The sequence below is a fragment of the Streptomyces sp. NBC_00376 genome (assembly GCF_036077095.1).
Classification (GTDB): Bacteria; Actinomycetota; Actinomycetes; order Streptomycetales; family Streptomycetaceae; genus Streptomyces.
In genome coordinates this window covers 8421248-8446522 of record NZ_CP107960.1, presented here as the reverse complement: position 1 = coordinate 8446522, position 25275 = coordinate 8421248, and the positions used below count along the sequence as shown (strand labels likewise).

The following is a 25275-nucleotide window of genomic DNA, read 5'->3' as shown; positions in this document are numbered from 1 at the left end:
ACCCTGACACGCAGGTGCGGCGCGCGTGGGCCCGATCCACTTCCACCGCGCCGACGTCTATTTTTCGTAAGAAAATGGAGCCCGGAATGCCGGTTTCTGCTCCGTAGGGTGAGAGGCGTGACCGACTCCCCCCTGACGGGCCCTCCGTATGCCCGTATCCCCACGCCGAGTGCCGATGTTGTTCTGCCGTGCCTGGACGAGGCCGCGGCACTGCCCCGGGTGCTGGGCGCCGTCCCGGACGGCTGGCGCGCGATCGTCGTCGACAACGGCTCCACCGACGGATCGGCCGAACTGGCCCGCTCGCTCGGCGCCACCGTCGTACACGAGCCGCAGCGCGGCTTCGGTGCCGCCTGCCATGCCGGACTGCTGGCCGCCGAGGCGGAGTTCGTCTGCTTCTGCGACTGCGACGGCTCGCTCGATCCCGGCCTGCTCCCCGCCTTCGTACGCCGGATCGCCGACGGCGAAACCGACCTGATGCTCGGCCGCCGCCGCCCCGAGGGCCGTGGGGCTTGGCCCCTGCACGCCCGCGTCGGCAATTTCGCGCTGGCCCGGATGCTGCGCCGCCGCACCGGTTTGCGGCTGCACGACCTCGGCCCGATGCGGGCCGGGCGCCGAGCGGATCTGCTGATGCTCGGTCTCACCGACCGGCGCAGCGGCTACCCGCTGCAGATGGTGGTCCGCGCGGCGGACGCCGGGCTTCGGGTCTCGGAGACCGACGTCCCATATTTCCCGCGCAGTGGAAAGTCGAAGGTCACCGGCACCTGGCGGGGTACTTGGCAGGCGGTGCGCGACATGCGCGCGGTGCTGCTGCAGTCACCGGCCGGGACGGCTCCGGGACCAGTGCGTCCGGAGGTGCCCCGGTGAGCGCCCCGACCGGCCCCGGCGTGGCCGAGGACTTGTCGGGCCCCACGACCGTGCTGGTCATCGCCAAGGAACCGGTGCAGGGCCGGGTCAAGACCCGGCTCACCCCGCCGTTCACGCCCGCCCAGGCCGCCCGGCTCGCCGAGGCGGCGCTCGGTGACACTCTGCGGACCGTGTGCACCCTGCCCGCCCGGCGCCGCGCCGTCGTCCTCGAAGGACAGCCGGGACCGTGGCTGCCGCCCGGCATCGAGGTGTGGCCGCAGGGAACCGGCCGTCTCGACGAACGGCTTGCCGCGGCCTTCGCCTGCTGTACCGGCCCGACTCTCCTCATCGGCATGGACACTCCCCAGATCACCGCCGCCCATCTGGCTGCCGCGCTTCGTCCTGCCGCCTGGGACGGCTGCGACGCCTGGTTCGGACCGGCCGACGACGGCGGCTTCTGGGCGCTCGGGCTGGCGGTCCCCGCCCCGGAACTGCTGCTCGGCGTTCCCATGTCCGTGCCCGAGACCGGCGCGGTCCAGCGCCGGCGCCTGGTCGACGCCGGGCTGACCGTGCGCGACCTTCCGCAGTTGCGTGATGTGGACACCGCGCAGGACGCCGTCGCTGTCGCCGCCGCCGCGCCGCACGGCCGATTCGCCGCGACGCTCGCTCTGCTGGCCCCGGCGGAGGCCCGATGAACCAGTTCCCTCACCGCGGCAGGCTGGTCGCGGCACCCCCGCCTCCCGGCCGTGGTGCCACGTCCTGGGGCACCGATCCGTACGCCGACGCGCTGCGCAACGGCCATGGACCGCTCTTCCTCCGCCGTACCGACGGCTGGCTGTTGCCCCTGGACGTCGAACGCTGGTGCGCGAACGCCGACGCCGCGGACCGGTCGGCACTGGGCCGCTGTGAAGGCCCCGTTCTGGACGTCGGCTGCGGGCCCGGCCGGCTGGTCGCCGAGCTCGCCGTCCGCGGTCATCGCGCACTCGGCATCGATATCAGCGAGACCGCCGTCGCCCACACCCTTCGACTCGGTGGCGCGGCGCTGCACCGCTCCGTCTTCGATCCGCTGCCGGGCGAGGGCCGCTGGGGCACCGTCCTGCTCCTCGACGGCAACATCGGCATCGGCGGGAACCCGCCTCTCCTCCTGCGCCGCACGGCCGGCCTGCTCGCCCCGGGTGGTCTGCTCATCGCCGAGACGACACCGCAGGACATCGACGAGAGAGTCCAGGTCCGGCTGGACGACGGACGCGGGACGGCGGCCGCCGACACCGGCGTGGTCGGTACCGCGGCCGCCTCGCCCTTTCCCTGGGCCCGGCTCGGCACACCGGCCCTGCTGCGGTACGCGCAGGCGTGCAGCTGGCAGCCGGTCGATCAGTGGGAGGCGGACGGCCGCCCCTTCGTGTGCCTGCGCCGTGACCGGACGGTACGGAGGACGAGCAACAGCGCCGAGCCCGCGAACAGCAACCCTGTGATCAGCAGCCAGTTCCCCAGGAAGACATCGAGGGACAGCCCGCTGTAGGGCTCGTACCGCACCGCGTGCCGGGTGATCAGGGGCCACCACATCAGCAGGAGCAGGCCGGAGAGGAAGGCTGGTACGCGAATGTAGTTGACCAGCCGGGTGCGGGGTTTGAGCGCCCGGCGCAGGACCAGGTCCGCCGACGCGTACAGCGGCAGCAGCACGAGATCGTGCAGGAGCGCGGAGCCGATGAACCACACCGCGATCGCGAACGTGTCGCCGGCCAGCAGCCGTACGCCCGCATAGCCCGCGAGGGCGAATGTCGCGGCCAGCAGGAGGAGATGCAGCGGCCCCTCCCCGTACCAGCGCCTGAGAACCACTCGTGGATTCACCCGGTTGCCCGCCTTCCCTCTCACAGTGCCTCGAACGTCAGCCGGGCCACCCATTTGGTGTTGAGCACGCCAGGGGCCGCCGGGACGATGACCCGCGCCGGATATCCGTGATCGAGCGAGAGGGTCTCGCCGTTGACCTGCAAGGCCAGCAGCGCGCGCGGGTCGCGCACCTGATTGTCGCGGAGGGCCACCTTCCTGAACGCCCCGCTGTGCTGGACGGACTCCACCAGCACTCCCGGCGGCCGGTCCGGATACCCCGCGAGGGCCGCCAGATCTCTCAGACGCACTCCGCGCCACCACTGGTCCGACGTCGACCAGCCCTCCACGCAGGCGATCGGCAGCGCGGCACTGTACTGGTCCATGGCCAGCAGTTGTTCCCTGCTGAGCCGGATCTTCCCGGCGGGCCCACTGACGGTCAGTCGCCAGTCCCGTCCCGTGTCGGCCGCCGTCACTCCGGCGGCTGCGGCCGTCTTGTTGATCTGGAAGCCGTTCGGACCCGGGCCCGGTTCAGCCGCGCCGCGCGGGGTGAGGAGGGCGACCTGCCGTAGCGGCCCGTCGAAGCTCCGGCCCGCCGACGTGATCAGCAGCAGCAGCGACCCACCGCCCGTCATGGCGAGTGCTCCGCGCCGGGAGATGGTCGGCACGGCCGGGTCGGGTGCGGCCAGTTCATCCGCCTCGCCCGGCGCGGAGCCCTCCAGCCGGCCGCCCCGCAGCACCCGGACGGCCCGCGGCAGCTTCAGCCCGGTATGGGCGAGGAACGCGGCGAAGAACACCCACGCCCCGTAGAAGTGCAGCGGATAGAACGACCCCGGGAAGACGTACTCCAGCTGGATGTTGAGCAGTCCCGTGATGAACTCGAACAGTGCTCCGCCGACGAGCAGCAGCAACGACACCCGCTCCAGCGCATGCCCCGCCGACCGGACCGGCGGCAGCACGAAGAGTTTCGGGATCACCGACCAGAGCTTTGCCAGCAGTACGGGGACGAGGGCGATACCCACCGTGACGTGCAGCCCCTGCGTCAGCCGGTACAGCCAGTGCGGGCCGGTCGGCCAGGCGAAGAGATAGAACCCCAGCAACCCCTTGCCCGGCGTCTTGTCGTTGACCGGCGCGAGATCCGGGTTGTACGCGGCGTACGACAGCAGGCCGGTCACGAACAGCAGGGTGAGCCCGGCGAGCAGAACCAGCCCGAGCACCGCCGTGAACCGGACGCCGCGCACCGGGCTGCGCCAGAACCCGGGTGCGGAGGGAAGCCGCCCGGCGAAGGCCGTGCCGCGACCCGATGCCGAGTCCGGAAGCGAGGAAGGGGAACCTTTTACGAACCGTCTGTCACCCATGTCCCGAAGTTATGCCGCGACGCCCGAACTCAGGGCGTACGACCCCTGACGAAACTCTGACGTCACACTCCGGATCGGGCAGCCGGAGCAAAATCTGACGGTTCGGTGACACGCACCTGTGGCACCACACGCAACCGCCCTGCTGTGCGTAGCGTGCCTGCGTGAAAACCGAGGACCGCCGCACAGAGCACCCCGTCATCAACGAAACCGGTCACCGCACCGGCCGCCGCAGCGACTTGATCGCCGCCGCGGTGGGCATTCTGCTCGTCAGCGCTGCCGTCCTCGTCGGCCGGTCGATCCAGGACGCCGACGGAAGCCTCTACGTCCACTGGCCTCCCCTGCTGGCGTCCTGGTCTCCGCACACCGGCCCCGGCACCCCGGCCGCCGTCGCCGTGGCAGCGGCCGTCATCGCGTACGGGCCGCCACTGGCCGACCGTATCCGTCATCGGACGCTGCTCCCGGCCGCCTGGGCGGCGTCGCTCGCCTGGGTCTTCTCACTGGCGCTGATCGACGGCTGGGGCCGGGGCATCGCCGGACGGCTCACCACCAAGCATGAATATCTCCAGGCCATCGACCGTTTCCAGGACATCGGTGCAGCCCTGCGCGGCTTCGACGACCACATCCTCATCGGCTCCCCGGACAACTGGCCCACCCACGTCGCCGGTCATCCACCGGGTGCCACACTCACCTTCGTCCTGCTCGACCGCATCGGGCTCGGCGGCGGGTCCTGGGCCGGGAGCTGGTGCATCGTGATCGGCACCTCCGCCGTCCCGGCCGCCCTGATCGCGCTCCGGGCCCTGACCGACGAACGCCTCGCGCGCCGCGCAGCCCCGTTTCTGGTCCTCGCACCGGTCGCGGTGTGGACCGGCGCCTCGGCGGATGCCTACTTCGCAGCCGTCGCCGCTTGGTCCGTGGCATTCCTCGCCCTGGCCGCGACCCGTTCGGGCCGCCTCCCCATGGCCGCCGCATTCGCCTCCGGTCTGCTGTTCGGGCTGACCTGCTACCTCAGTTATGGTCTGACGCTGATCGCGATTGTGCTCCTGGCCGTCCTCGTCCTCACCCGTAACGCCCGCCCTGTCCCCCTCTTCCTAGCCGGAGCGCTGGTCGTCCCGGTCCTCTGCACCCTGGCGGGCTACGACTGGTGGGAGGGTTACCGTCTGCTCGTCGAGCGCTACCACCAAGGAGCCGGAGGCATCCGCCCTTACTCCTACTGGGTCTGGGCGAATCTCGCCTGCACGACAATCGCTGCGGGCCTCGCCACGGTCGCCGGACTCCGCCGCGCCGCGGCCGGCGCTCCCGGAGCCGTGAGCGCCCTGCGCAGCAACACCACCCATGCGTCCCAGCGGCTGATTCTGCTCACTCTGATGGCGCTCCTGGCGCTCCTGGCCGCCGACCTGTCCGGGATGAGCAAGGCGGAGACGGAACGCATCTGGCAGCCCTTCATCCTCTGGCTGCTGCCCACCGCCGCCCTGCTGCCCACCAGTACCCGGCGCGGCTGGCTGACCGCGCAGGCTGTCGTCGCCCTGCTCGTCAACCACCTGCTATGGACCGAATGGTGACGAGAAAGGACCGCTGGACTGTTCCGCCGGCCGCAGTCGGGCTCCGTGACAGTACGTCAGAGCCGGGAAGCTTGCTGGGCAGCACCGGGCGGACCTCGGCCAACTCTGGATGCGCTGGTAGCCGGGCGGGGCGGGGAAAGCCGGCCGTCATTACGGCTGGGCGTGCTGGTCGTTGAGGTTGCTCTGGCTGCGTGTGGCGGACCTCGTCCGTGTGCCATGTGTGGGACCGGGGTGCCCGGCGGACGGACAAGGCCTGGTAGACCTGACCGGAACTTCGCCCTCGACGAGTTCGATCCCTTGGGTATCCGCCCCACCGCCGGAACCTGCCCCCGGCATCCTCAGTGCAATTGGATCAGATCCCACCGATTTCCGTAAAGGTCGTGGAAGACAGCGACCATGCCGTAACGCTCCCGTCGCGGCTCCTCTTCGAACGTGACACCGGCCGTCTTCATACGCGCGTAATCACGTTCGAAGTCCTCGGTGTTCAGGAACCAGCCGACACGCCCTCCGGTCTGGTCCCCGATACGGGCGGACTGTTCACCCATCGCGGCCCTGGCCAGGAGGACACCAGCTTCCCGTGCCCCGGGAGGCCGGACCACCACCCAACGCTTCCCGTCGCCGACGGGTGTGTCTTCCAGAAGGTCGAAACCAAGGACCTCCGTGTAGAACGTGATCGCCTCGTCGTAATCGCGCACGACAACAGTCACCAGTCCGAGATGAGCCATCCGACGATCATGCCCGACGCCGGTACCTCCCTCCCTCCTGTGAACCTCTGTGGTCGCAGCACTGGAGATCGTGGCGAGCGACCGGCACGCCGAACTCCGTCGCGGTGCCCATCCTCAAAACAGGAACCGTCCATAGCTCCCGCAAGCGGTCCTCTCGGTTGTAGGCGTCCCGTCCCTTCCCTCCGGGCCTCCGAAGGTGCCTGGGTCGCGTCTGCCGGCCCGGTGGCCGCGGGCCGTCGCTCGCCGGCTCAGCCCACCGCGCCGCGTGCCGGGACGGTGACCGGCAGGGCCGCGACAACTCCTACTGGCTGACGGGCTGTGGCTCACCGGAGTATCCGTCCAAGCCCGCCTTCCAGCGACGTTGCTCCTCGATCCAGTGCACGTAGCGCGGTGATGCGTCGCGGAGATCGATGCTGAGTGGATAGGGGTCGAACTCGTCCAGGAGCAGCTTGCGAAGGAATTCGACCAGGCCGCAGGAGAACAGGGTGAAGTCGTCGCGGGTATGTCGGCCGCAGACCAGGACCGGCCACTTGTCAGGGTCGGGATCAGTGGTCAACCAGCAGAGGATGTCGGGGCCGGAGGTGATGCCCCAGGCGAGGATATGCTCCGGGTCGATGTCCAGGCCTTCCTGGCCGCCCAGCATCTCCCAGGTGCCACGGGCGTTCTCCGTCTCCTCCTCGAAGGTTCCGGGGTCCCACTGGATGTACTCCTTCGGCAGGGGCATAAGGATGCAGACTTCCGCGAACGAGCCGGCACCGTACACGGACATGAAGGCCATGTAGTCCCGCGGAAGCCTCGTACCCCACCGGGCTTCCGCGGCCACCCAGTCGATCTCCTCGTCAGCGCCAAGATCTGGAGGCAGGACCTTGGCCAGCGCTGCGATGCCCGTCGGGTCTTCCATGGCAATCCCTTCGATCAGGTCGCCGAGAGCCTACGAGAATGCACTGACAACCAGCACTCCGGAGCCAGATGTTGTCGGCTGTGACCAGCACTTCCCATGGAGCAGTCCCGCAACTGCGGGTTCCGCACCGGAAGGTGCTGGAAGGGTCGAAAGGTCAACTCTGCGCGGTGGGCCGGACCACGATCTCGTTCACATCGACCGCGGCAGGCTGTTCGATCGCGAAAGCGATGGCCCGGGCAATCTCCGGGCGCTCGCCTCAGGCGTCTTCGGGTCCCCAAGGACTTCACAGGGCCGCGTTGGCGCAGGTAGTCCGTTCTGGCTCGCTCGAATGCCCGTCCTCGTGCCTGTACTTCGGCGGCCGGGGCCACGGGGCTTGTCAGTGGCAGGGAGGGGGCTGTGGCGGATGCTTCGTGACGGCCGGGGCAGACAGGTTCGCGGTTCCTTCATGTGAGAGACCTGGTGAGCGAAACCCGTGGTGGCGAGGTGATGTTCCGGGTGATGCTGTGGTCGTGATCGAACGGGATGACGCGGTACGCATTGTTGAGGAAGAGCTGGCACGTGGCCATCAGGCGTGGGCCGCCGCCGGCGTCGAGCAGTTCCCGCGCAGCGTGGTAGTGCGCGTAGTCGAGCACGAGCTCGCCTGGAAGGTCTATGTCCAATCCGAGGAGTATGAGCGAACACGGAATCTACCCGCGATGCTGGTGGGACACGGTCCGTATCTGGTCGACCGCGCCGATGGCGGGCTCCACTCGATCGGAGTGCTCTCTGCGATCAATGGGGCTTGGGAGGACGACTACCGAAGTCGTATCCGAGGGCTGCCGGTCCGCACTCCGGTGGATGATCTCCACGACCAGCTACGGACGGCAGCGGAAGCAACGGGCGGACGCATGGCTGCTGTCCGTGCCCTTCGTCGGAAGGTAACCGGGCTCTCCCCGGCGCATGCCCTCGCCTACGTATCCGGGCTGCTCGCAGGTGAAGTGCCGCCTCAGCTCCTGGCCATCGCTCGCCAGGATCTCGTGAAACCCCTCGACCGTGTGTACGCCGTACGTACCTTCGGCATTGATGCTGATTTCTGAGATGCGACCGGTCGAAACCGCGGTAGACACGTGGTTGACCTTGTTGGCGGACCTTGACCCCGGATTTTGGACACCGGAGAGACTTGGATCTTGATGGTCCAGGAGAACGGAGTCCCTGTGGGGATGAAGCACTATCCCGCCGATTTCAAGGCGGACGCGGTCACGTTGTACCGGTCGAGGCCGGGAGCGACAATCAAGTCGGTCGCCGCTGATCTCGGGGTGAACACCGAGACGCTGAGGAACTGGATCCGAGCCGCGGACGGGCGCCGGCCCGGCGCTCACTCCGCACCGCCGACCGCTGCCCGAACCGAAGGCAACGACGTTCAGGCGGAGCTGACCGCAGCACGCAAGAGGATCCGCGAACTCGAGGAAGAACGCGACATCCTCCGTAAGGCGGCCCGGTATTTCGCGACGGAGACGCGCTGGTGAACCACTACCAGTTCGTTGAGGATCACCAGCGCCGTCACGGCGTGAAGCGGCTCTGCGACATCCTCGGCCTGGCCCGCTCGAGCTTCTACTACTGGCGCCGCACCGCAGCCGCAAGAGCGGCCCGGCAGGCCGTCGAGGCCGGGCTCGCGGCCCGAATACGCAAGGTCCACCAGGACTCCAACGGGACCTACGGAGTTCCGAGGATCACCGCCGAGCTCCGTGACGGGGACGGCCCGGCTATCAACCACAAACGCGTCGCGAGGATCATGCGGACCATCGGGCTCGAGGGAGTCCGGTTGCGCCGCCGGCACCGCACCACCGTCGCGGACCAGGCCGCGGCGAAGGCGCCAGATCTGATCGGGCGTGACTTCACCGCGGCTGTGGTGAACACGAAGTACGTCGGGGACATCACATACCTGCCGGTCAGCGGCGCGAAGCCGCTCTACCTCGCAACCGTCATCGACCTCGCCTCACGCCGGCTGGCCGGGTGGGCGATCGCCGACCACATGCGGACCGAGCTCGTCACCGACGCCCTGGCGGCCGCCGAGCGGACCCGCGGGAGCCTGGCAGGAGCGATCACGCACACCGACCACGGCTCGCAGGACGGATTCAATCGGTCGTCGCAACGCTGGCTGGTGGGAGCGATCGTAGCTGCTTGGTGAATACTTCAGCCGGGGTTCGCCACCCGAGTGTTTTCCGGGGCCGGTTGTTGAAGACCGCCGCGACGGCCTGGAGCTCTTCGCTGTTCCAGCGGGACAAGTCGGTGCCCTTGGGGAAGTACTAACGCAGTAGGCCGTTGGTGTTCTCGTTGGTCCCGCGTTGCCAGGGGCTGTGGGGGTCAGCGAAGTAGACAGGGATGCCGGTCTCGACCGTGAAGGCGGCGTGCGCGGACAACTCCTTGCCGCGGTCCCAGGTGAGAGACCGCCGGAGTTGCTCAGGCAGTGTGGTCATCGTCCTGGCCAGGGCGTTCTTCATCGTGCTGGCACCGTATCCGGCCAGAGCGGGTCCGTTCTTCGTGCGCGGGACCACACCGTAGCCCTCCTCGCGCGGCAGGTGGACCAGCATGGTGAACCTGGTGGTGCGCTCGACGAGAGTCCCGATCGCCGAGCGCTTCAGCCCGATGATGAGGTCGCCCTCCCAGTGCCCGGGAACGGCGCGGTCCTCGGCCTCGGCGGGACGCTCGCCGAGGAGGACCTTGTCGGTGACGTGGGCCCACGCCTTCTGCCGGCTGCGTGCCCGGGGAACACGCAGCGCCCGTCCGGTGCGCAGGCAGGCCACCAGCTCGCGTTTCAGCGCACCACGTCCCTCGACGTAGAGCGCCTGGTAGATCGCCTCGTGACTGATGCGCATGTCCTCATCGTCGGGGAACTCGACCGGCAGGCGTCGCGCGATCTGCTCCGGGCTCCATGCTGTCACCCAGCCTCTGTCGCCGCGGTGCGGCTTGTTGCGCCCCTTCCAGGCCGGGCCCTCCGGGCCCAGACGGTTGCCTCCGGCGTCGGTGACGTCCCTCGACAGCCGGGCCTGGATATAGGCTCGCAGCCTCGGATTGTCCACGAGCTTGGCCGTCTTCGGGCGCCGGGCCCGGCGTTCAGCGTGCCACTGCGCGGTCGAGGCCCGGTAGTCCAGCTTGTAGGTCCGGGTAGAGGCATTGCGCCGCAGCTCACGGGAGACCGTCGACGGCGCCCGTCCGAGCCTGCGGGCGATCTCGCGGACGCCGGCGCCCTGGGCATGCCAGACGGCGATGTCCTCCCGCTCGGGAAACGACAGGTAGCGCCCGGACACATCATCAGGAAGACACGGATTCACGCCGCCAGCGTGCCGGAACCAGCGGAATCCCACCGGCCCGGACACCCCGGCAGCACTGCACGCATCCTCGGTCTTGGCACCCCGAGCGATCACCGTCCAGAACCTGACCCTGTCCTCACGCCAGGCCACCGACGGCCTGCCCGGCGACGGCATCAACCCCCGATACGCACGAACCTGCTTGTGCCGCTCCACAGAGCCCATCGCTCCACCTCCCGATCAAGGTGTTGCGACGATCAGTTGAATTCGTCCAATATACGAGTAGGGCCTTCGCCGAGATCTGCAGGTCAGCAGGGGTCCAGCAGAGTATGGGCGCGATCGGGTCCAGCGCGGACAACGCCGCCGCGGAAAGCTTCAACGCAGCCTTCAAGAGAGAAACACTCAAAGGCCGAAAGGCCTGGCCGAGCGAGCGCGAGGCCAGGCTCGACGCCTTCCGCCGGCTGACCCGATACAACACCCGACGCAGGCACTCCCGCCTCGGCCAAAGATCCCCGATCGCCTACGAGAACGGCCTCCAACCCGCAGCAACTACCCTGGCCCAAGCCGCATAGACGTGTTCACAATCCGGGGTCAAGGCCCCCGGCCGCGTCAGCGGCAATATGCGCAGGCCCCGCCGCTACCACCGCGGGCTGCTTCGGGCCTTCTACCTCTCCTCGATGGCCAGCCTGAGATCGTGCCCCGCAACGCACAGCTACTACTGGCGCAAGCGGAACGAAGGGAAGGGGCACAAACAGGCTCTGCTTTCCCTTGCTCGGCGCAGAGCCAATGTTCTGTTGGCAATGATCCGCGATGGAACGTGCTATCAAGGCCTACCGAACGTCACAACTACGGCTTGACATCGTCATTGGGAAGTTCTTTAAACTGCTACGCTCGCTACGCCCTTCAGGCGGCGTGTGGTGTACTGGTCGGCCGTCTGGCCTGGTTCATGAAGGCGGCGTGCGGTGGAGCGCTGCGGAGCGAGCATGTGGGACGGCCCCTTTTACCGAGTCAGGCGTGACGGATACGAGATCTGCTTCGTGCCCGGTGCGGGAGAGGACCTCAACGAGGTCTGCAATGTGGACATGTGGGTCATCCGCGATGACGGCGAGCGCTGGTCCGGAACCGTGTTCACCCTTGATGAGGTGCACCGAATCATGGACCGCCAGCGGCAGGCGGGCGACCCAGAAGGCGACTACTGGTGGTGCTGGGACGGCCTCATCGTCCGCGACTCGGGTGTGCCGTCGATGGTCGAGGTCATCGACGGGCTCGTCGCCGCGGGCGAGCATGAGACAGTCCTTCGACACGTTGGACCCGAAGAGGACGCTTGATCTTGTTGACTCCGAATTAACCAACGATGACCCGAACGTGATCACTCGTATGGGGACTCCGCAGACGTGAACGAGTCTGCTGCAGCACGATGTCCGGCGGAATGCGTTCGTGGCGGCGTCACACTCCCGGGACAACTTCTTCGATTGCCTGCCCGTGCGTAGGACGCGCTGTTCCAGCTGACCGACGCGTTGCTGTGTGCGGACGGAGCGGTGAGGCGCCGGTGGATCTCACTCTGACAGCCGCGTACCTACGCGGTCACGACGCGACGTACGTGGCTCTGATCAGCAGGAACGCCGCGCTGCCGCTGGGGCCGACCGGCGACGTCGCCGAGGTCACCGCGGACCAGGTCCGCCGTGCGGTCGAGGACCTCGTCGACATGGGGCGGACGGCCGCCCGAGCACGGGCTGGGCAGCTGTACAAGGGAAATTGCGCGGCACAGCGACAGAGTGCTCCGCGCTCCCGGTCTGGTGCTCCCATTGTTCGTCAAGCGTGGGGAGGTGCTCGCAGGCGCAAGGTACCTTCCCTCCATGTCACTTACTCCCGGCGGCGAGGTCCGCAGCCGCGACGAGCTGGTCGCCTTCGTCCGAGAACTGCACCAGGACTACCTCCGCCGGGGGCACGAATGGGAGAACCAGAGCCTCGATCACTTCCTTGAGGCCCTCGCGGCGTGGATGGATGACTCGCCGGGCTGGTATCGAAACTTCGGGAAGCAGCTCCCCGCGGAAGGGGACTGGACCTTCCTGGCCAGAGCCCTTGAAGCCGCCACCGTCTATGAGTGAATCCGCACGGTGATGAGGATGTGCGCGGTCTGGTTCAGGGTGCCGGTGCGGACCTTGACGGCGGGCCGGGTGGCGTTGTGGAGGGCGCGTACGGCCTCTGGAGCAATGCTCAGGACCTGTGGATCGGTCTTGGGAGAGGTGCCTCGCGAAACGCGGAGGGCGTACCTTCCCGAGTGATCGATTGATGGTCACCGAGTAGACCTGCGTTGCACCGCAGGTTGGGAAGGCACGCCCGTGCTCAGCGTAGTCAACAACGATGGAACCACGGAGACCGGATCCTTGATGGACGACATCGTCCGCGAGGGTGCCCGGCGGATGCTCGCCGCGGCCCTGGAGGCCGAAGTCAACCAGTACATAGCGGAGTTGGCTGGTGAGCGGGACGAGGTCGGCCGCCGTCTGGTGGTCCGCAACGGTCATCATCGTGAACGGACGGTGACCACCGCCGCCGGGCCGGTCGCGGTGAAGGCGCCCCGCGTGAACGACAAGCGCGTCGACGTGGAGACCGGTGAGCGCAAGCGGTTCTCGTCGAAGATCCTCGCGCCGTGGTGCCGCAAGTCCCCGAAGATCAGCGAGGTCCTGCCCCTGCTCTACCTCCACGGACTGTCCTCCGGGGATTTCGTGCCCGCGATGGAGCAGTTCCTGGGTTCCTCGGCCGGCCTCTCGTCGGCGACGGTGACCCGGCTGACGAAGCAGTGGACCGACGACCACGCTGCCTTCCAGGCCCGCGACCTGTCGGATTCCGACTACGTCTACGTGTGGGCCGACGGTGTCCACCCCAAGGTCCGCCTCGGCCAGGCCCATTCCTGCGTCCTGGTCCTTATGGGCGTGCGCCCCGACGGCCGCAAGGAACTCATTGCGCTGGCCGAGGGGCTGCGTGAATCGAGCGAATCGTGGGCGGATCTGCTGCGGGACTGCCGCCGACGCGGCATGCTTGATCCCGAACTCGTGGTCGGTGACGGCGCGATGGGCCTGTGGAGGGCGCTCGCAGAGGTATTTCCGCAGGCCAGGCACCAGAGGTGCTGGGTTCACAAGGTCCGCAATGTCATGAACGCGCTAACGAAGTCGGCTCAGCCCGGCGCGAAGAGGGCCCTGCAGCAGATCTACAACGCCGAGGGCCGCGACCACGCCGAGAAGGCGATCAAGGACTTCGAGCGCGCCTACGGAGCGAAGTGGCCGAAAGCGGCCAAGAAGGTCACCGCCGAGGCCGACGAGCTCCTCGCGTTCCTACGACTTCCCCGCCGAGCACTGGGTGCACCTGCGCACGACAAATCCCATCGAGAGCACTTTCAGCACCGTGAAGCTGAGGACCAAAGTCACCCGCGGGGCTGGCAGCCCAGCCGCGGCCCTGGCGATGGTGTTCAAACTCGTCGAGTCCGCCCAGGCGCGCTGGCGCGCCATCACCGCACCCCACCTCGTCGCTCTCGTCCGCGCCGGATCCCGCTTCGAACGCGGACACCTCGTCGAACGCCCGGAAGGTCACGCGGCCTGACTGGAAGGAAGAGCGGAAGCCTCCCACCGAGGCCAAGGCCCTGGTCGGACCGGGTGGGGTGATCGCCTGGGAGGGGCGCAAGTGGACATGTCGAAGACGGCCCCTTCGGGCGCGCCTTGGGCACGGTGTCTCCTCGACGTGGCGCATACTCCAGTGCCGGTCTGGTTGATCACTGGCATATGCTCCCCGTGCCGGCATGCAAGGCAGACCGAGGGGGCATTCATGAGTGATTCCTGGAGTGCCGGTTCGGAGACCAGGGGCGGGGACTGGGTGGGCGAGGAGGGAGGGACGCCGTTTCCAGAAAACGTGAGCGGTGCGCCTGACGGCGGGGCCGGGCTGTGGCGCATGCTGTCGTGCCTGGGGATCGTCGTACTCGTCCTGGCGGTGCTGGCTGGAGGGATCATCTGGCTGTTCCAGGATGAACTGTTCCACCCGTTCGGCGACGTCCGGGCATGCGAGGGAAGCGACGTACAGTTGCCAGGCGTGATCCACGCCGGGGGCGCGTCGATCCCATCCGGCGCCTCCGACGTCCACTACTTCACCCGGAACGGCAGCGCTGAGGTCACCTTCGTGAGCGGCCAGATACCGGACTACCTTCACCGTGCCGGCATCCTCCCGGATGGCGAGCCCCTGTTCGATGAGAAGTACGGCACCAAAGCGGTCGCCGACGACGAGATCGAGCTCCCGGATGGTCTGTGCGGCTCTCCCCTGCGTGGCCCTGTCTGGATCTATCACTCCACAAGCGCCACCGGGTCCAGCGTCAACGTCATGGTCGAGCGCTCTCCCACGGTCAACGACTACTTCCGCTTCCCGGCCCGCGCCGTGGTCACCTACAACCTCCCCTGACGCGCACGGTGGAAAGTCTGACCAGTTCAGATGCCGTGTCCTCTATCGTTGTGGGTCGTCCCACCAGTCCCGCGATGCTCAGCATGAAAGACCGTGGTGGAACGCTGGCGTCCTTGGACACATCACTTCGGCGTCTTGTCCTTGCAACTCTCCGAAGCTCTCACCACGCCGAAGACAACGGGGAAATCGGTGATCTGCTGGTTCGGGCCCGGCTGGGAGTTGCAGATCTTCCACTCAGCCGGGTCGTCCACCGGACGGTCCTGTCCGCTCGCGTCCTGGAAGGTCATGTCGAGTTCGGAACTCATCTGCTCGTATGCACGCCCGGCGTTGCCGCCGATGACATCCGGCATGGTGGCGGTGACCGGCCGCTCGGGGTTTTCCGAGCGACGCGTACTCCTGCAGCATGCCCGCCGGCAGGGCCCGAACCTCGCTCTGACGTCCTTGCCGTCAACCAGAGAGCCCAGGCCCTCTACCGGCGACTGGGCCTGCACGAGGTCACCTGGCACGGCGAGAAGATCAGGGTGTCCCCCAAGCCGTCTCAGCCCGGCCCGATCCACAGATCTTGACAATGGCTCATGCCTCCTGACGGTGTTGTCCTTGGGTATGGCCGATGCCCAGCCGGACAGTGCGGCGCGGACGGCTGCGTAGGCGTTGACGCAATCGGACTTGCCGATCCAGCACCGTTCGACCTTGTCGGGTCGATTGACCTCGATCACGGTAGGGCCGCTTGGCGAGCAGCACACGTGAATCCCAGGCTGCAGGAGGAGGTCCCCTCCTCGACGCCGACAGCGCTCACCGTGCCACGGGCGTTCAGGAACGCGATCGCCGCGGCATATCCGGTCGTCGTGGTTGGGAACTCGGCGTCGGCAACGTGGCCACCCCCGGTCGGTGATGACAGCAACGTGAATCGTGTCCGCGTGGGAGTCCACTCCGCCGAACACCGAATTCACTTCTGCGGCGGGCGTGATCGTCACCGTCATGCTGTCAGTTGCCTTACCGGGCCGGAGGTGACGCCAGCCAGGTGGGTCACCAACTACGACGTAGGCCGGTGGACCTACCTCCGGATCGCGAGGCGGGCAGGCTCGCGGCCCGGCTGACCCAGCGCCCGGGATCGAGGTTGTCTGTCGTGACCGTGCCCCGTTCTTCGCCGAGGGCGCCAGTATCGGGGCGTCCGCCGCCGTCCGGGTCGCCGACCGGCACCTGTGGCGCAACCTCGGAGAAGTCTCCGTTCGGAGTAACCGCGTGGACGGAGATGTGCTGGATCAGAATGCCTCCCGGCTGGAGCACGGCCGGTCCGTGCTGATGGTGCCGCGGGTCGGAAGGGATGTCTCGACCGGGGATGTCGCGCTGCCGTGGCGGGAGTTGGATGGCTCCAGGTTGCCGATCGTGCCGGTGAGCGAGTTCATGCATGAGCTCGTGGCCCGTGGGGAACACAGCAGCATCCTGCCGTTCCTACGCCTATGACCTGCTGCGCTGGTTCCGTTTCCTGGCAGTGGAAGAAGCAAGCCGATCGCCTGCAGCAGCAGCAAGCCAAGCTCGGCGAGCACGGACCCAGCGCTCTCGGCGTCGGCGTCGTAGAAGGACACGTCAGCCGCATCAAGATGCTCAAGAGACAGAGGTTCGGCCGGGCCGGCTTCGTTCTCTTACGCAAGCGAGTCCGCTTGGCTCACTGATCGATGTCAGACCCGTTCGCCGTCGTCCAGTTCGGCCACTCGCGGTTGACCCATGCTGCGGAGAAGGACGCGTCCACGCCGGTGCTGGTGAAGCTGTCCGGGCATACGTCGGTCCGCAGCCTCGCGAAGTACGTGCAGGTGTCCAATGATGGTCTCCTGAACTCCCAGGCCGACACCGATCCCGCCGCGCGTCGACATCGCCGGCGATCGGGTGGAGTGTCTGTGGCCGGAGAAGAAAATGATGAGTACGGAGACATCCATCCCGTTGCGCGAAGCGGCATTTCGTGCCCTGCTCCAGAGGCCAATACGGTCGGTTTCATGGAGTGGAATTTTCAGACGGCCGAAGAACTCGCGGCTGCTTTGCGTGCCGGTGAAGTGACCTCGGCTGAACTGACTGACGAAGCGATCGCCCGTATCGAGCGGGACGACAAGGCGATCAACGCAATCTGTGTGCCGGACTTCGACCGTGCACGGGCCGCCGCGCGCGGTGCCGACCAGGCTCGCGCCCGTGGTGAGGACCGTCCACTGCTCGGTATTCCGGTGACGGTCAAAGAGTCATACAACATGGCTGGGCTGCCCACGACCTGGGGCATGCCGCAACACCGGGACTACATGCCGGCCCAGGACGCGGTACAGGTGTCGCGGCTCAAGGCCGCAGGCGCGGTGGTGCTCGGCAAGACCAATGTGCCCTTGGGGCTGCAAGATATCCAGAGCTTCAACGAGATCTACGGCACCACCAAAAATCCGTGGGATCACGATCGCACGTCGGGCGGATCCTCCGGCGGATCAGCGGCGGCCCTGGCGTCCGGATTCTGCGCGCTGTCCATCGGCTCCGACCTCGCCGGTTCGCTGCGCACCCCCGCGCATTTCTGCGGCATCTATGCGCACAAGCCGACACTCGGACTGGCGGCAACCCGCGGCATGGTCGCGCCGCAGGCACCGCCATTGCCGGTCGACCTCGACCTCGCCGTCGTCGGTCCGATGGCGCGCACTGCCCGCGACCTCACGCTCCTGCTCGACGTCATGGCCGGACCGGACCCGCTGACGCTCGGCAAGGCGCACGACTTGACGCTGCCGCCCGCGCGCCACGAGCGGCTCGGCGACTTCCGGGTCCTGGTCGTCGACGAGCATCCGCTCATTCCGACCGGGTCCGCTGTGCGGGCAGGCGTGAACCGGGTGGCCGACGCCCTTGTCGACGGCGGCGCCCACGTCGAACGGCACAGCCGGTTGCTGCCCGATCTGGCCGAAACCGCGACGCTCTACACGCAGTTGCTGTTCTCGAGCTCCGTTGCACATTTTCCCGTCGAAGCGTACGAGCAGTTGCAGACCCGCGCCGCCGGACTCAGCGCGGACGACCGGAGTCTCGATGCGGCGCGGCTTCGTGGCATGGTGTTCAGCCACCGCGACTGGATCGAGGCGAACAGTCGTCGTGAGCTCCACCGCCACGGCTGGCGGCAGCTCTTCGCCGAGTTCGACGCCCTGGTGTGTCCCATCACGCCCACTCCCGCGTTCCCGCACGACCACAACCCCGATCCGATGCAACGCCGGCTCGACATCGACGGCGTCGGTTACCCGTACTTCGACCAGCTCGTCTGGGCCGGTCTGGCCACCATGCCCGGCCTGCCCGCCACTGCCATACCAGCGGGCCGGTCCCCCGAGGGTCTGCCGGTGGGAGTGCAGCTCATCGGTCCGATGTTCGAGGACCGCACCCCGCTGCGACTGGCCGAACTGCTCGAACAGAAGATCGGCGGCTTCCAGGCGCCGAAGTAGGGCGTACTACCTGGTATCCGTCGAGGACGAGGCGCGGATCACGACGAGACCCTCGAATGCGCGCAGTCGCTGCCCGGAACGCGCATGTCACCCGCCTCCCGACCGCTACAACGCCACGGCACAGCCGTCCCGGTGGAGGTTCACCACCTCCACCGGGACGACCTGCCGACCAGGCTCGACCGGCGCACCGCCGATCACCACGAAGAATCCTCCGCCGGACTGGCAACGTGATCAACCCCCGAAGGACTTCCGGAACCGACCATTGAGACACCTTCGGTCCCACTGGTCTCCCCACGGAGATCACTCACCGTGCACGCATCACGGAAAGTGAGCCAGAACCCCTGGAGATCAACGAAGCCACTGGCCGAACGCGCCATCGGCAACCTTGCTGCCGCTGGTCTCGGCCGGGTTGCCCGCGCCGTGAAGCCGCAGGCTCAAGGTGCTGGGGTACCGGTCGGAGGTGAGCGACGACTGCATGGCGGGCACCGGCCTGCCCCTCTCGGCGTGATCGTCAGAAGATGCCGAAGAAGCGATGCCACCAACTGGGCCGCCCAACGTGCTGCGGGAGCCGGCTCGGTCCGTCGTAGTCGAGCTCCAGGAGTTCTTCGGCAACCACCACATAGCCGAGCTCGGCCAACGCTCGATTGACCTTGTCAAGGTCGGCGCCGTCCAGCTCGCCCTCGGCCTGGGCATCCCCCGTCCCGAGGAAGGCGCCGGGGTTGTCCGCGCAGACCAGAGCCAGCGAGCCGAACTTGCTCACACAGACAACGATCCGGGCACCGCACACGGCCGCGTCCCCGGGCACGACGACGCGTCCGTACTCGCTGGAGTCCTGGGTGTCCTGCTCGGCCGTGCAACGAGCCCCGAAGTCACCTTCGAGCCGGGTCACCAGACCGCCGAAGAGGGCTGCCGCCACACCGCGGTTGTAGTGCTGCGGCCACTCCAGCCACTCCGGATCATCGAGCCCACGCAGCAGCGCCAGCAGATCCGCTTCGCGCCCGGGCATGCCCTCATCCTGACGTGACAGCCACACACGGAGCTGCTCGGGGTACCCCCACGCCCGCCCCAGACAACGCCCGTTCAGGTTCCGTAGCGGGCTGAGCAGGTGCCGAATGGTGACGGACCTATGTCGGGTGCGTGCCGGTGGCCGCGTCGAAGGCGAGCAGTTGGGCCGACGTGGCCACGTACACCAAGCGGCCGTGGACGATGGGGTGGTTGCCGTCCGCGGTGAGCCCCACCCGTTCGCTGGAACTGGCGCTCCACACTTCGGAGCCGTCCTTGGCGTCCAGTGCCAGGACGGTGGGGGAGAATTCTTCGCGGACGGCGACGTAGACCCGTCCGTCGGCGACGGCCGGGATGGTCCCCTCCCGGTCTCCGGCGGCCCACTTCCGCTTGCCGCCGGCCGCGTTCAGCGCGTACACCAGCCGGTCGCCCCCGCCGACGTAGACCGTGTCGCCGGCCAACACGGCCGGTGTGCGCTCTCCAGTCCATCGTCCTGGACCGGGGACGTCCACCTCGCCCTGCCGTCGTCCATGCCGAGGGCCATGGCCTTGTCCTGGGCCACGAGGTACAAGAGCCTCTTGGACGCGTCCACCGCGGGTGGTCCGGGCAGGAAGCCATTCGCGGGACGCGTCCACCGCTGGCCGCCGTCGTCCAGGCGGAGCGTATACAGCTTGTCGTCCCAGCTGCTCAGATAGGCGGTGTCGCCGCTCACCCTCAGCGTGTGGTCCCGCCACTCCCTCTCGGACTTCCACCTCTTGGCACCGGTGGCGGCGTCCAGGCAGTACAGGACCCCATCGGTGACGAAACACACTGCCTCGCCATGCGCCCGGACCGTCGTGCTGCGGTCCTTGCCCGACCTGAACCTCCACTTGGCCGCGCGCCGCCGTCGAATGCGTGCACCGTTCCGTCGTCGCACCCCACGAACACCTGGGAGCCGGACGCCGCCAAGGAACCGGCCTGCTTGAGGGACCCGGTCCACAACCTCTTGCCGCTCGCCGGCTCCACCGCGTGGAGCCCTTCGTAGTCGATGGCATAGAGCACCTCTCCGGCCACCACGGGGGTGGTGGAGATGGTGGCGTCCAGCGGGATCGCCCATCCCGAGTCGGCGGCTGGGGGACGGGATCTGGTGGTGGAATCGCTGGGACCGGTCCGTCCGCTTCCCGCCTCGTGGCCGGAACGCAGCAGCGCGGCGACGCCCGTGGCCGCGGCGGCCACCGCTCCGGCTCCGAGCCCGAGCTGCAGGACCCGGCGACGCGTGGGCGATTGGGGCGTCACCTGGCCGGGGGTGACCGGCCGCCGACCGGGCAGAGACGCAGGCGCCGTCTGGGTGGGCAGGGCGTGCGGACCACGGTGCGCGGGCCGCTCGGCCATGCCTGCTTCGCGGGGCGGCTGGGGTGGGTCCGCAACTGTGGGTGTGGCGTTGGAAGCGGGTATCTCGGTGCGGGCGGGGACCGTGGTGTGGAGGAACCTGTGAAGGGTGTCGTGAACTTCGGCGGCAGTGGCAGGGCGGTCGGCGGGATCTTTGGCGAGGAGTCGTAGGACGAGGGTGTCGAGGGTGGTGGGGATGCCGGAGCGGTGGTGGCTGGGCGGTGTGGGCGGAGTGGTGAGGTGAGCGGTCATCACGGCGACGGGCCCGGTGGGCTGGAAGGGCGTGTGACCGGTGAGGAGTTCGTGCAGGACGCAGCCCAGCGCGTAGAGGTCGGACCGGGCGTCACCAGGGTGTTCGTTGAAGCGTTCCGGCGGCATGTAGGCGAGGGTGCCCATGACCTGGCTGGATTTGGTGGCGGAGGCCATGAGACGGGCGATGCCGAAGTCGAGGACTTTGATCTCACTGTCGGTGGTGAGCATGAGGTTGCCCGGTTTGAGGTCCCGGTGGACAACATCGGCGGCGTGGGCGGCGGACTGGGCCGCGGCGGTTTGCGCGGCCCAGTCCGCCGCCCGGTGGATGGGGGGTGGACCGTCTCGTCGCAGGGGTGCGGCAAGGTCGTGTCCGGCTATGTACTCCATGACTAGATAGAGGGTTCCGTCGGCAGGGTCTTCACCCATGTCGAAGACCGTGACCACGCTGCGGTGGTTGAGTCGGCCGGCGGTGCGTGCTTCACGGAAGAAGAGCTCCGCACCGCCGCTCTCGCCTTGCTGATGGGAGAGGAGTTTGACTGCGACGCGGCGTCCGATGACACGGTCGCGGCCTTCCCAGACCTCACCCATGCCGCCCCGGCCCACGAGCGACGCCAGCTCGTACCGGCCCGCAAGTACCCGATCAGTCATGCTTCCCCCGTCACCTGTCCTCGCAGACCAGATCCCCTTGATCCCACCATTGAACCGCAGCCCGCTCACCGTTCTCCGACGGCCGGGACTCCATAGCGACCGGTGCAACTCCTGATCAAGGAACTTGCATTGATGACCAGTGACAACATGGCCAGGGCCGGGTCCGTCCGGGCGGTGATCCTCAGCCCGGCGACGGGGTGGACGAGTTGGCCGAACAGGCTCAGGGCGGGCGAGCACTGCAGGCGGTATGAGAAGTTGCGGGTGATCGAGCCGGAGAGCGCGTTCTGGCGGCGCGGCATCCAGGTGTGCGTGCGGTCAGTGAGCGAGACCGGGACGGATCAGTTGCGGGTGCCGTACGACTGCATTCCCCCGACGACCGGACCCGGGCAAGGTTCCCCGCTCGGGGCATTGCTCACCGACCAGCGAAATCCCACACGGCCGGGCGGCTGCCCGCGCCTGGGCGGCGGCCGTGCACGGGCACTTGTGTGAAGGACACCCTCCAAGTGCCACGGAAGCACGTCGAACGCCTGGAGGACGCGGGCGGAGGTGCGGCGGTCCCGGCAGGCCGTCAGGCAGGTGCTGGAAGGGCTGTGGTGGTCGAGCACCTGACTCGACAACTTCCGTAAACGCGCCCACAAGCTCATCGAGCAGAGCCGCGCGGACCTGGATGCTTCTCGGCATGCACTGGTCAAGGCGAGGGCGGCACACGGGCGGGAATCATTCACCGGGCGACCAGTTCGTCGAGCGGGGGCGTGCCGAGATCGGCCGCGGGACGCGCGAGACTCAGTGCGGTGAGGAAATGGCCCCTACGACCGCCCCCATGGCCGCCGCAGGTGGGCCGTCGCATGGCTGGACCGTTCACGAGCGACCTTCTGAGTACGCTTCGGCGGTATCGACTGGACAAGGCCGGGAATAGCCTCGGAGGGCCGAGCTGTCTCGGCGAACCGATGGGTGATCATCAGAGCGGCGATACCGGGGGCGGACATGTGGCTGAACGTGTCGAACGAGGAACTTCCCGCGCGGGAGCGGTTGCCCTTCTGGGCCGACATGCTCTCCCGCGAACTGGCCCCTCTCACCGTGAGCAGCGCAAGAGCCGATGTCGACTTCCCCGCAAGGGGCTGCCTGCTGAACCTCGGTCCCGTACGGGTCGCCGCGTTCGACAGCCCGCCTGCGCGCCTGAAACGCACCTGGGCCGACGTCCGGCAGGCCGACCCGGCCACGTACCAGCTCACTTTCGTCTCCGGCACGCCCCTGAGGATCAGCCAGCGGCGCCAGGACTCCGGGCTGGTGTGCGGCGACATGGTGCTCTGGAACAGCTCTCACCCGTTCGAGGGTGAGGTGCCCGACCGGGGCCGTCACATTCAGTCGCACATTCTGCAACTGCCGCGCGAGGAGCTGCCGCTCCCACCCGACAAGGTCGACCGGCTCCTCGCCCGGCCCCTGTCCGCCCGTACCGGGATGGGAGCGATCCTCGCCCGGTTCGTGACAACTCTGGATGCCTACGGCCCCGACTGCGACCCGCACGATCTGAGCCGACTGGGGGCAATGGCGCTCGACCTGGCAGGCGCCTGCCTGGCGCAGCACATCGATGGTTACGGCGACCTCCCGGCCGAGACCCGCCGGCAGGCCCTTCTGGCCCGCGTCAATGCCTTCATCGACCGCAACCTCGGTGATCCGGAACTGAGCCCGGCGGACATCGCGGCGCACCATCACATCTCTCTGCGCTCCCTGCACACCCTCTTCCGGCAGCAGGAGGAGACCGTGGCGGCCTCAATACGCCGGCGTCGGCTGGAACACTGCCACGCCGACCTCACCGATCCCCGCCTGCGACGACGCCCGATCAGCGCCATCGCCGCCCGGTGGGGTTTCCTGCGCCCGCCGGAATTCAGCAGGGCGTTCCGCGCGAAATACGGTGTGCCGCCCAGAGAGCTCAGGCAGACGGCACTGGGCAGCGTGCCCGATACGGAAGGGCCGCGCTGAGCCACAAGTAGCGGTGCATGTATCGCCAACTCGCGGATGCCACCGCACGCCACGATGTCAGGGACGGGGGGCACCGGGCTCCGCCACGAGGCAGAGCCCAGCTCGTCCTCACCCGTTGCAGTTGTCAATCTTCCGTGGCAAAGGGGAAGTGAGCTGCCGGCGGCACACGATCGCAACGTCATGGCGTGCACGGGCATTGGAGGCACGCCCATGAGTGGTCCTCTCCTGCGGTTCCTTCTGCGCGTGACCGTCCTTCCCTGGAGTTTGCGTTCGTAGTGGCGGTGCAGGCGGGGCATTCGGCGAGCCAGGGCGCCGTCCTCTCCACGGCCCAGCGGTGGCGACCCGACCGTGCGGAGGAGTCGGCGCGCTTGCGGGCGATGGGGTGACGGATGTCCCTCTTGCACAACCGTCACAGATGGGGTGTGCGGTGTCGAGTCCGTAGCGGTCGGCGAAGGGCCGGCCGGGGACGTGATCGAGGACGAAGGTGCTACGCAAGAGTCACGGGGCACCCGCCACATACGTCATGCACCATCGCCCCGAAGGTCAACTCGACTTGAAATCAGATGACTTGCACAACCTGGGAGAGTGAGGGACCCGCATGGAGATTGTCGTCCTGGCGTTGTGCGCTCTGGCCGTGTACGGACTTTTCCTGAAGGCCCGGACCGTGCTACACACCTGGCGGCTCCCCGCCCTGTCCATCAGCATGGATCGGCTGGACATCTACCAGAAGCAGGCGTTCCAGGAGATCTGTCGAAGGTCCCCGAGCCTCGGCACCCGAGTCCGCCTGGCACCGTACTTCGACGAGCAGCAGTGGAACCGCGCCGATGCCCTGCTCGTCCTCGCCGAACCCGTCAAACACAAACTCGTGCGTATCGAGGGATGGAAGTTCGGGTCCTATGCCCTCACCCGCAAGGGCTGGCGCGAATACCGGAAGCACTTCATGTGGACAGGGATCAGTGACGAGTCCATGCATATAACTGCCTCTGAGGGCGGTCTCGCCGCAGTCAACGTCAACAGCCCTCACGGGTTGGCCCAGAGCAGCGGGCGTGACAGCAGGGCCGACCTGTCCGTCATCTCGTACCACCAGCTGGCCACCGCTCTCAGGGCCGACTCGGAAGGTGCCCCGCCCGAGGAGGCGGTCAGGGCGCGGGAGTATGCCGAAGACCTGACGGACGCGGCCGGTGCGCAGGACACCGACCGGGCCGGCCGCGTCCTCGGCCGCGTCAATGCCTTTCTCGCAACTGCGAGTTCCGCCTTCAACCTGACCAGGAACCTGCTGCCGCCCGGCAACTGAAACCGGATGCATCTCGCGCGGCTCGGCTTCCGGAGGTCGGTGACGGCCGGACCGGGGCTACGCCGGGCACCCCGGCCATCGAGCTCCCTCACGTCCTGCCACTGAGGTGAACAGCGCGGCGCGGTCGCCTCTCGATCGGGCAAGTGACGCCAAGCGCCGCCGTATTCAGCCTTCCGATCCCCCTACCGGGTCGGCGGCGAACGCGGGCAGCTATGCCCGCTCCGGGTCCGAGTGGCGCGGAGTGCGCCGGCTCTGCCGAAAGGCGGAGCCCGGATCCGTCTTGAGGTCCATGCCCGCGCGTCCGTGGCGACCAATACTGGTTGGCATGCCCGTCATCAGCTGTTTCCG

The 25275-nt window shown here is 68.0% G+C and carries 24 protein-coding genes and 7 pseudogenes; 17 read left to right on the top strand and 14 right to left on the bottom strand.

Going from position 1 to position 25275, the window contains the following annotated elements; translation table 11 throughout:
* Positions 1–117 precede the first annotated feature (117 nt).
* The 3 genes from OG842_RS37795 to OG842_RS37785 are packed head-to-tail and all read left to right on the top strand — an operon-like array spanning position 118 to position 2362.
* Positions 118–864 (top strand): glycosyltransferase family 2 protein, encoded by a 747-nt coding sequence (locus OG842_RS37795; RefSeq protein WP_266734396.1) that lies wholly within the window; start codon positions 118–120, stop codon positions 862–864.
* Entirely contained in the window at positions 861–1538 is a 678-nt protein-coding gene (locus OG842_RS37790) for a TIGR04282 family arsenosugar biosynthesis glycosyltransferase (protein WP_266734398.1), read from the top strand. Before OG842_RS37795 ends, OG842_RS37790 begins: the two co-directional genes overlap by 4 nt.
* Complete coding sequence (locus tag OG842_RS37785) at positions 1535–2362, top strand: class I SAM-dependent methyltransferase (protein WP_266734399.1); 828 nt, start codon at positions 1535–1537, stop codon at positions 2360–2362. The genes OG842_RS37790 and OG842_RS37785 overlap by 4 nt, the downstream gene beginning before the upstream one ends.
* A 349-nt stretch (positions 2363–2711) precedes the next feature.
* On the opposite strand, the gene OG842_RS37780 is transcribed toward OG842_RS37785, so the two are convergent.
* Positions 2712–4025, bottom strand: coding sequence for a molybdopterin-dependent oxidoreductase (locus OG842_RS37780; protein WP_328512613.1), 1314 nt, complete (start codon positions 4023–4025; stop codon positions 2712–2714).
* Between the two features lie 161 nt (positions 4026–4186).
* On the opposite strand from OG842_RS37780, the gene OG842_RS37775 reads away from it, so the two are divergent.
* The gene (locus OG842_RS37775; RefSeq protein ID WP_401878018.1) at positions 4187–5584 is read left to right on the top strand and encodes a hypothetical protein; all 1398 of its coding nucleotides are present in this window, start codon (positions 4187–4189) and stop codon (positions 5582–5584) included.
* 338 nt (positions 5585–5922) lie between these two features.
* Here the strand turns inward: OG842_RS37775 and OG842_RS37770 are convergent, their stop codons facing one another.
* The 3 genes and pseudogenes from OG842_RS37770 to OG842_RS37760 all read right to left on the bottom strand — a co-directional run.
* Entirely contained in the window at positions 5923–6309 is a 387-nt protein-coding gene (locus OG842_RS37770; protein WP_266734403.1) for a VOC family protein, read from the bottom strand.
* 301 nt (positions 6310–6610) lie between these two features.
* Complete coding sequence (locus OG842_RS37765; RefSeq protein ID WP_266734405.1) at positions 6611–7210, bottom strand: SMI1/KNR4 family protein; 600 nt, start codon at positions 7208–7210, stop codon at positions 6611–6613.
* 154 nt (positions 7211–7364) lie between these two features.
* A pseudogene (locus OG842_RS37760) lies at positions 7365–7451 on the bottom strand (oxidoreductase); the annotation flags it as partial.
* Positions 7452–7719: 268 nt separating this feature from the next.
* Here OG842_RS37760 and OG842_RS37755 point away from each other — a divergent pair.
* The 3 genes from OG842_RS37755 to OG842_RS37745 all read left to right on the top strand — a co-directional run bounded on the left by OG842_RS37755 (position 7720) and on the right by OG842_RS37745 (position 9377).
* Positions 7720–8286: a YrhB domain-containing protein gene (locus OG842_RS37755; protein ID WP_266734406.1), complete on the top strand. Its 567-nt coding sequence runs from the start codon at positions 7720–7722 to the stop codon at positions 8284–8286.
* Between the two features lie 123 nt (positions 8287–8409).
* Positions 8410–8715, top strand: a complete 306-nt coding sequence (locus OG842_RS37750; protein WP_266737234.1) for a transposase — start codon at positions 8410–8412, stop codon at positions 8713–8715.
* Entirely contained in the window at positions 8712–9377 is a 666-nt protein-coding gene (locus tag OG842_RS37745) for an IS3 family transposase (protein WP_328512612.1), read from the top strand. Before OG842_RS37750 ends, OG842_RS37745 begins: the two co-directional genes overlap by 4 nt.
* On the opposite strand, the pseudogene OG842_RS37740 reads toward OG842_RS37745, so the two are convergent.
* Positions 9325–10722: pseudogene (locus OG842_RS37740) on the bottom strand (IS30 family transposase). The gene OG842_RS37745 and the pseudogene OG842_RS37740 overlap by 53 nt on opposite strands.
* 47 nt (positions 10723–10769) lie before the next feature.
* Between OG842_RS37740 and OG842_RS37735 the strand changes: the two are divergent.
* The 3 genes and pseudogenes from OG842_RS37735 to OG842_RS37725 all read left to right on the top strand — a co-directional run.
* Positions 10770–11069: pseudogene (locus tag OG842_RS37735) on the top strand (integrase core domain-containing protein); the annotation flags it as partial.
* A 30-nt stretch (positions 11070–11099) separates the two neighbouring features.
* Positions 11100–11354, top strand: a pseudogene (locus OG842_RS37730) (IS110 family transposase); the annotation flags it as partial.
* 126 nt (positions 11355–11480) lie between these two features.
* Positions 11481–11825, top strand: coding sequence for a hypothetical protein (locus OG842_RS37725; RefSeq protein WP_266734409.1), 345 nt, complete (start codon positions 11481–11483; stop codon positions 11823–11825).
* Positions 11826–12081: 256 nt separating this feature from the next.
* Here the strand turns inward: OG842_RS37725 and OG842_RS37720 are convergent, their stop codons facing one another.
* A complete protein-coding gene (locus OG842_RS37720; RefSeq protein WP_266734410.1) occupies positions 12082–12204 on the bottom strand; it encodes a hypothetical protein in 123 nt (40 codons plus the stop codon).
* A 149-nt stretch (positions 12205–12353) separates the two neighbouring features.
* On the opposite strand from OG842_RS37720, the gene OG842_RS37715 reads away from it, so the two are divergent.
* The 3 genes and pseudogenes from OG842_RS37715 to OG842_RS37705 all read left to right on the top strand — a co-directional run bounded on the left by OG842_RS37715 (position 12354) and on the right by OG842_RS37705 (position 14940).
* Positions 12354–12605, top strand: coding sequence for a DUF7660 family protein (locus tag OG842_RS37715; RefSeq protein ID WP_266734411.1), 252 nt, complete (start codon positions 12354–12356; stop codon positions 12603–12605).
* A 234-nt stretch (positions 12606–12839) separates the two neighbouring features.
* Positions 12840–14094, top strand: a pseudogene (locus OG842_RS37710) (IS256 family transposase).
* A 222-nt stretch (positions 14095–14316) separates the two neighbouring features.
* Positions 14317–14940, top strand: a complete 624-nt coding sequence (locus tag OG842_RS37705) for a hypothetical protein (protein ID WP_266734412.1) — start codon at positions 14317–14319, stop codon at positions 14938–14940.
* 122 nt (positions 14941–15062) lie between these two features.
* Here OG842_RS37705 and OG842_RS37700 read toward each other — a convergent pair whose 3' ends face one another.
* Positions 15063–15656 (bottom strand): hypothetical protein, encoded by a 594-nt coding sequence (locus OG842_RS37700; RefSeq protein ID WP_266734413.1) that lies wholly within the window; start codon positions 15654–15656, stop codon positions 15063–15065.
* 526 nt (positions 15657–16182) lie between these two features.
* Between OG842_RS37700 and OG842_RS37695 the strand changes: the two genes are divergently transcribed.
* Together OG842_RS37695 and OG842_RS37690 are read left to right on the top strand one after the other, a co-directional pair.
* The gene (locus OG842_RS37695; RefSeq protein ID WP_266734414.1) at positions 16183–16404 is read left to right on the top strand and encodes a hypothetical protein; all 222 of its coding nucleotides are present in this window, start codon (positions 16183–16185) and stop codon (positions 16402–16404) included.
* A 527-nt stretch (positions 16405–16931) separates the two neighbouring features.
* Entirely contained in the window at positions 16932–18383 is a 1452-nt protein-coding gene (locus tag OG842_RS37690) for an amidase (protein ID WP_266737235.1), read from the top strand.
* A gap of 348 nt (positions 18384–18731) precedes the next feature.
* On the opposite strand, the gene OG842_RS37685 is transcribed toward OG842_RS37690, so the two are convergent.
* From OG842_RS37685 to OG842_RS37660, 7 genes and pseudogenes are all read right to left on the bottom strand, one after another.
* On the bottom strand, positions 18732–18869 hold the full coding sequence (locus OG842_RS37685) for a hypothetical protein (RefSeq protein ID WP_266734415.1): 138 nt from the start codon (positions 18867–18869) through the stop codon (positions 18732–18734).
* 25 nt (positions 18870–18894) lie between these two features.
* Positions 18895–19389, bottom strand: coding sequence for a hypothetical protein (locus OG842_RS37680; protein WP_266734417.1), 495 nt, complete (start codon positions 19387–19389; stop codon positions 18895–18897).
* A gap of 118 nt (positions 19390–19507) precedes the next feature.
* Positions 19508–20020: an outer membrane protein assembly factor BamB family protein gene (locus OG842_RS37675; protein WP_328512611.1), complete on the bottom strand. Its 513-nt coding sequence runs from the start codon at positions 20018–20020 to the stop codon at positions 19508–19510.
* Positions 19945–20481 (bottom strand): annotated as a pseudogene (locus OG842_RS45320) (outer membrane protein assembly factor BamB family protein); the annotation flags it as partial. The gene OG842_RS37675 and the pseudogene OG842_RS45320, both read right to left, overlap by 76 nt.
* Before the next feature lie 458 nt (positions 20482–20939).
* A pseudogene (locus tag OG842_RS45315) lies at positions 20940–21593 on the bottom strand (serine/threonine-protein kinase); the annotation flags it as partial.
* A gap of 125 nt (positions 21594–21718) precedes the next feature.
* Positions 21719–21952, bottom strand: a complete 234-nt coding sequence (locus OG842_RS37665; protein ID WP_266734420.1) for a hypothetical protein — start codon at positions 21950–21952, stop codon at positions 21719–21721.
* Between the two features lie 422 nt (positions 21953–22374).
* Positions 22375–22500, bottom strand: coding sequence for a hypothetical protein (locus OG842_RS37660; protein WP_266734421.1), 126 nt, complete (start codon positions 22498–22500; stop codon positions 22375–22377).
* 149 nt (positions 22501–22649) lie between these two features.
* Between OG842_RS37660 and OG842_RS37655 the strand changes: the two genes are divergently transcribed.
* Both OG842_RS37655 and OG842_RS37650 read left to right on the top strand, forming a co-directional pair.
* Positions 22650–23633: a helix-turn-helix domain-containing protein gene (locus tag OG842_RS37655; protein WP_266734422.1), complete on the top strand. Its 984-nt coding sequence runs from the start codon at positions 22650–22652 to the stop codon at positions 23631–23633.
* A gap of 598 nt (positions 23634–24231) precedes the next feature.
* Positions 24232–24927: a hypothetical protein gene (locus OG842_RS37650; protein ID WP_266734423.1), complete on the top strand. Its 696-nt coding sequence runs from the start codon at positions 24232–24234 to the stop codon at positions 24925–24927.
* Positions 24928–25275: the final 348 nt, after the last annotated feature.

What these genes read in the sequence shown, in the direction of transcription:
- OG842_RS37785 (WP_266734399.1), top strand. Translation starts at nt 1,535, where the DNA reads ATGAACCAGTTCCCTCACCGCGGCAGGCTGGTCGCGGCACCCCCGCCT.
- OG842_RS37780 (WP_328512613.1), bottom strand. Translation starts at nt 4,025, where the DNA reads ATGGGTGACAGACGGTTCGTAAAAGGTTCCCCTTCCTCGCTTCCGGAC.
- OG842_RS37770 (WP_266734403.1), bottom strand. Translation starts at nt 6,309, where the DNA reads ATGGCTCATCTCGGACTGGTGACTGTTGTCGTGCGCGATTACGACGAG.
- OG842_RS37765 (WP_266734405.1), bottom strand. Translation starts at nt 7,210, where the DNA reads ATGGAAGACCCGACGGGCATCGCAGCGCTGGCCAAGGTCCTGCCTCCA.
- OG842_RS37750 (WP_266737234.1), top strand. Translation starts at nt 8,410, where the DNA reads ATGAAGCACTATCCCGCCGATTTCAAGGCGGACGCGGTCACGTTGTAC.
- OG842_RS37725 (WP_266734409.1), top strand. Translation starts at nt 11,481, where the DNA reads ATGTGGGACGGCCCCTTTTACCGAGTCAGGCGTGACGGATACGAGATC.
- OG842_RS37720 (WP_266734410.1), bottom strand. Translation starts at nt 12,204, where the DNA reads ATGTCGACGAGGTCCTCGACCGCACGGCGGACCTGGTCCGCGGTGACC.
- OG842_RS37715 (WP_266734411.1), top strand. Translation starts at nt 12,354, where the DNA reads ATGTCACTTACTCCCGGCGGCGAGGTCCGCAGCCGCGACGAGCTGGTC.
- OG842_RS37705 (WP_266734412.1), top strand. Translation starts at nt 14,317, where the DNA reads ATGAGTGATTCCTGGAGTGCCGGTTCGGAGACCAGGGGCGGGGACTGG.
- OG842_RS37690 (WP_266737235.1), top strand. Translation starts at nt 16,932, where the DNA reads ATGGAGTGGAATTTTCAGACGGCCGAAGAACTCGCGGCTGCTTTGCGT.
- OG842_RS37680 (WP_266734417.1), bottom strand. Translation starts at nt 19,389, where the DNA reads ATGCCCGGGCGCGAAGCGGATCTGCTGGCGCTGCTGCGTGGGCTCGAT.
- OG842_RS37665 (WP_266734420.1), bottom strand. Translation starts at nt 21,952, where the DNA reads ATGCCGCGCCGCCAGAACGCGCTCTCCGGCTCGATCACCCGCAACTTC.
- OG842_RS37660 (WP_266734421.1), bottom strand. Translation starts at nt 22,500, where the DNA reads ATGCGACGGCCCACCTGCGGCGGCCATGGGGGCGGTCGTAGGGGCCAT.
- OG842_RS37650 (WP_266734423.1), top strand. Translation starts at nt 24,232, where the DNA reads ATGGAGATTGTCGTCCTGGCGTTGTGCGCTCTGGCCGTGTACGGACTT.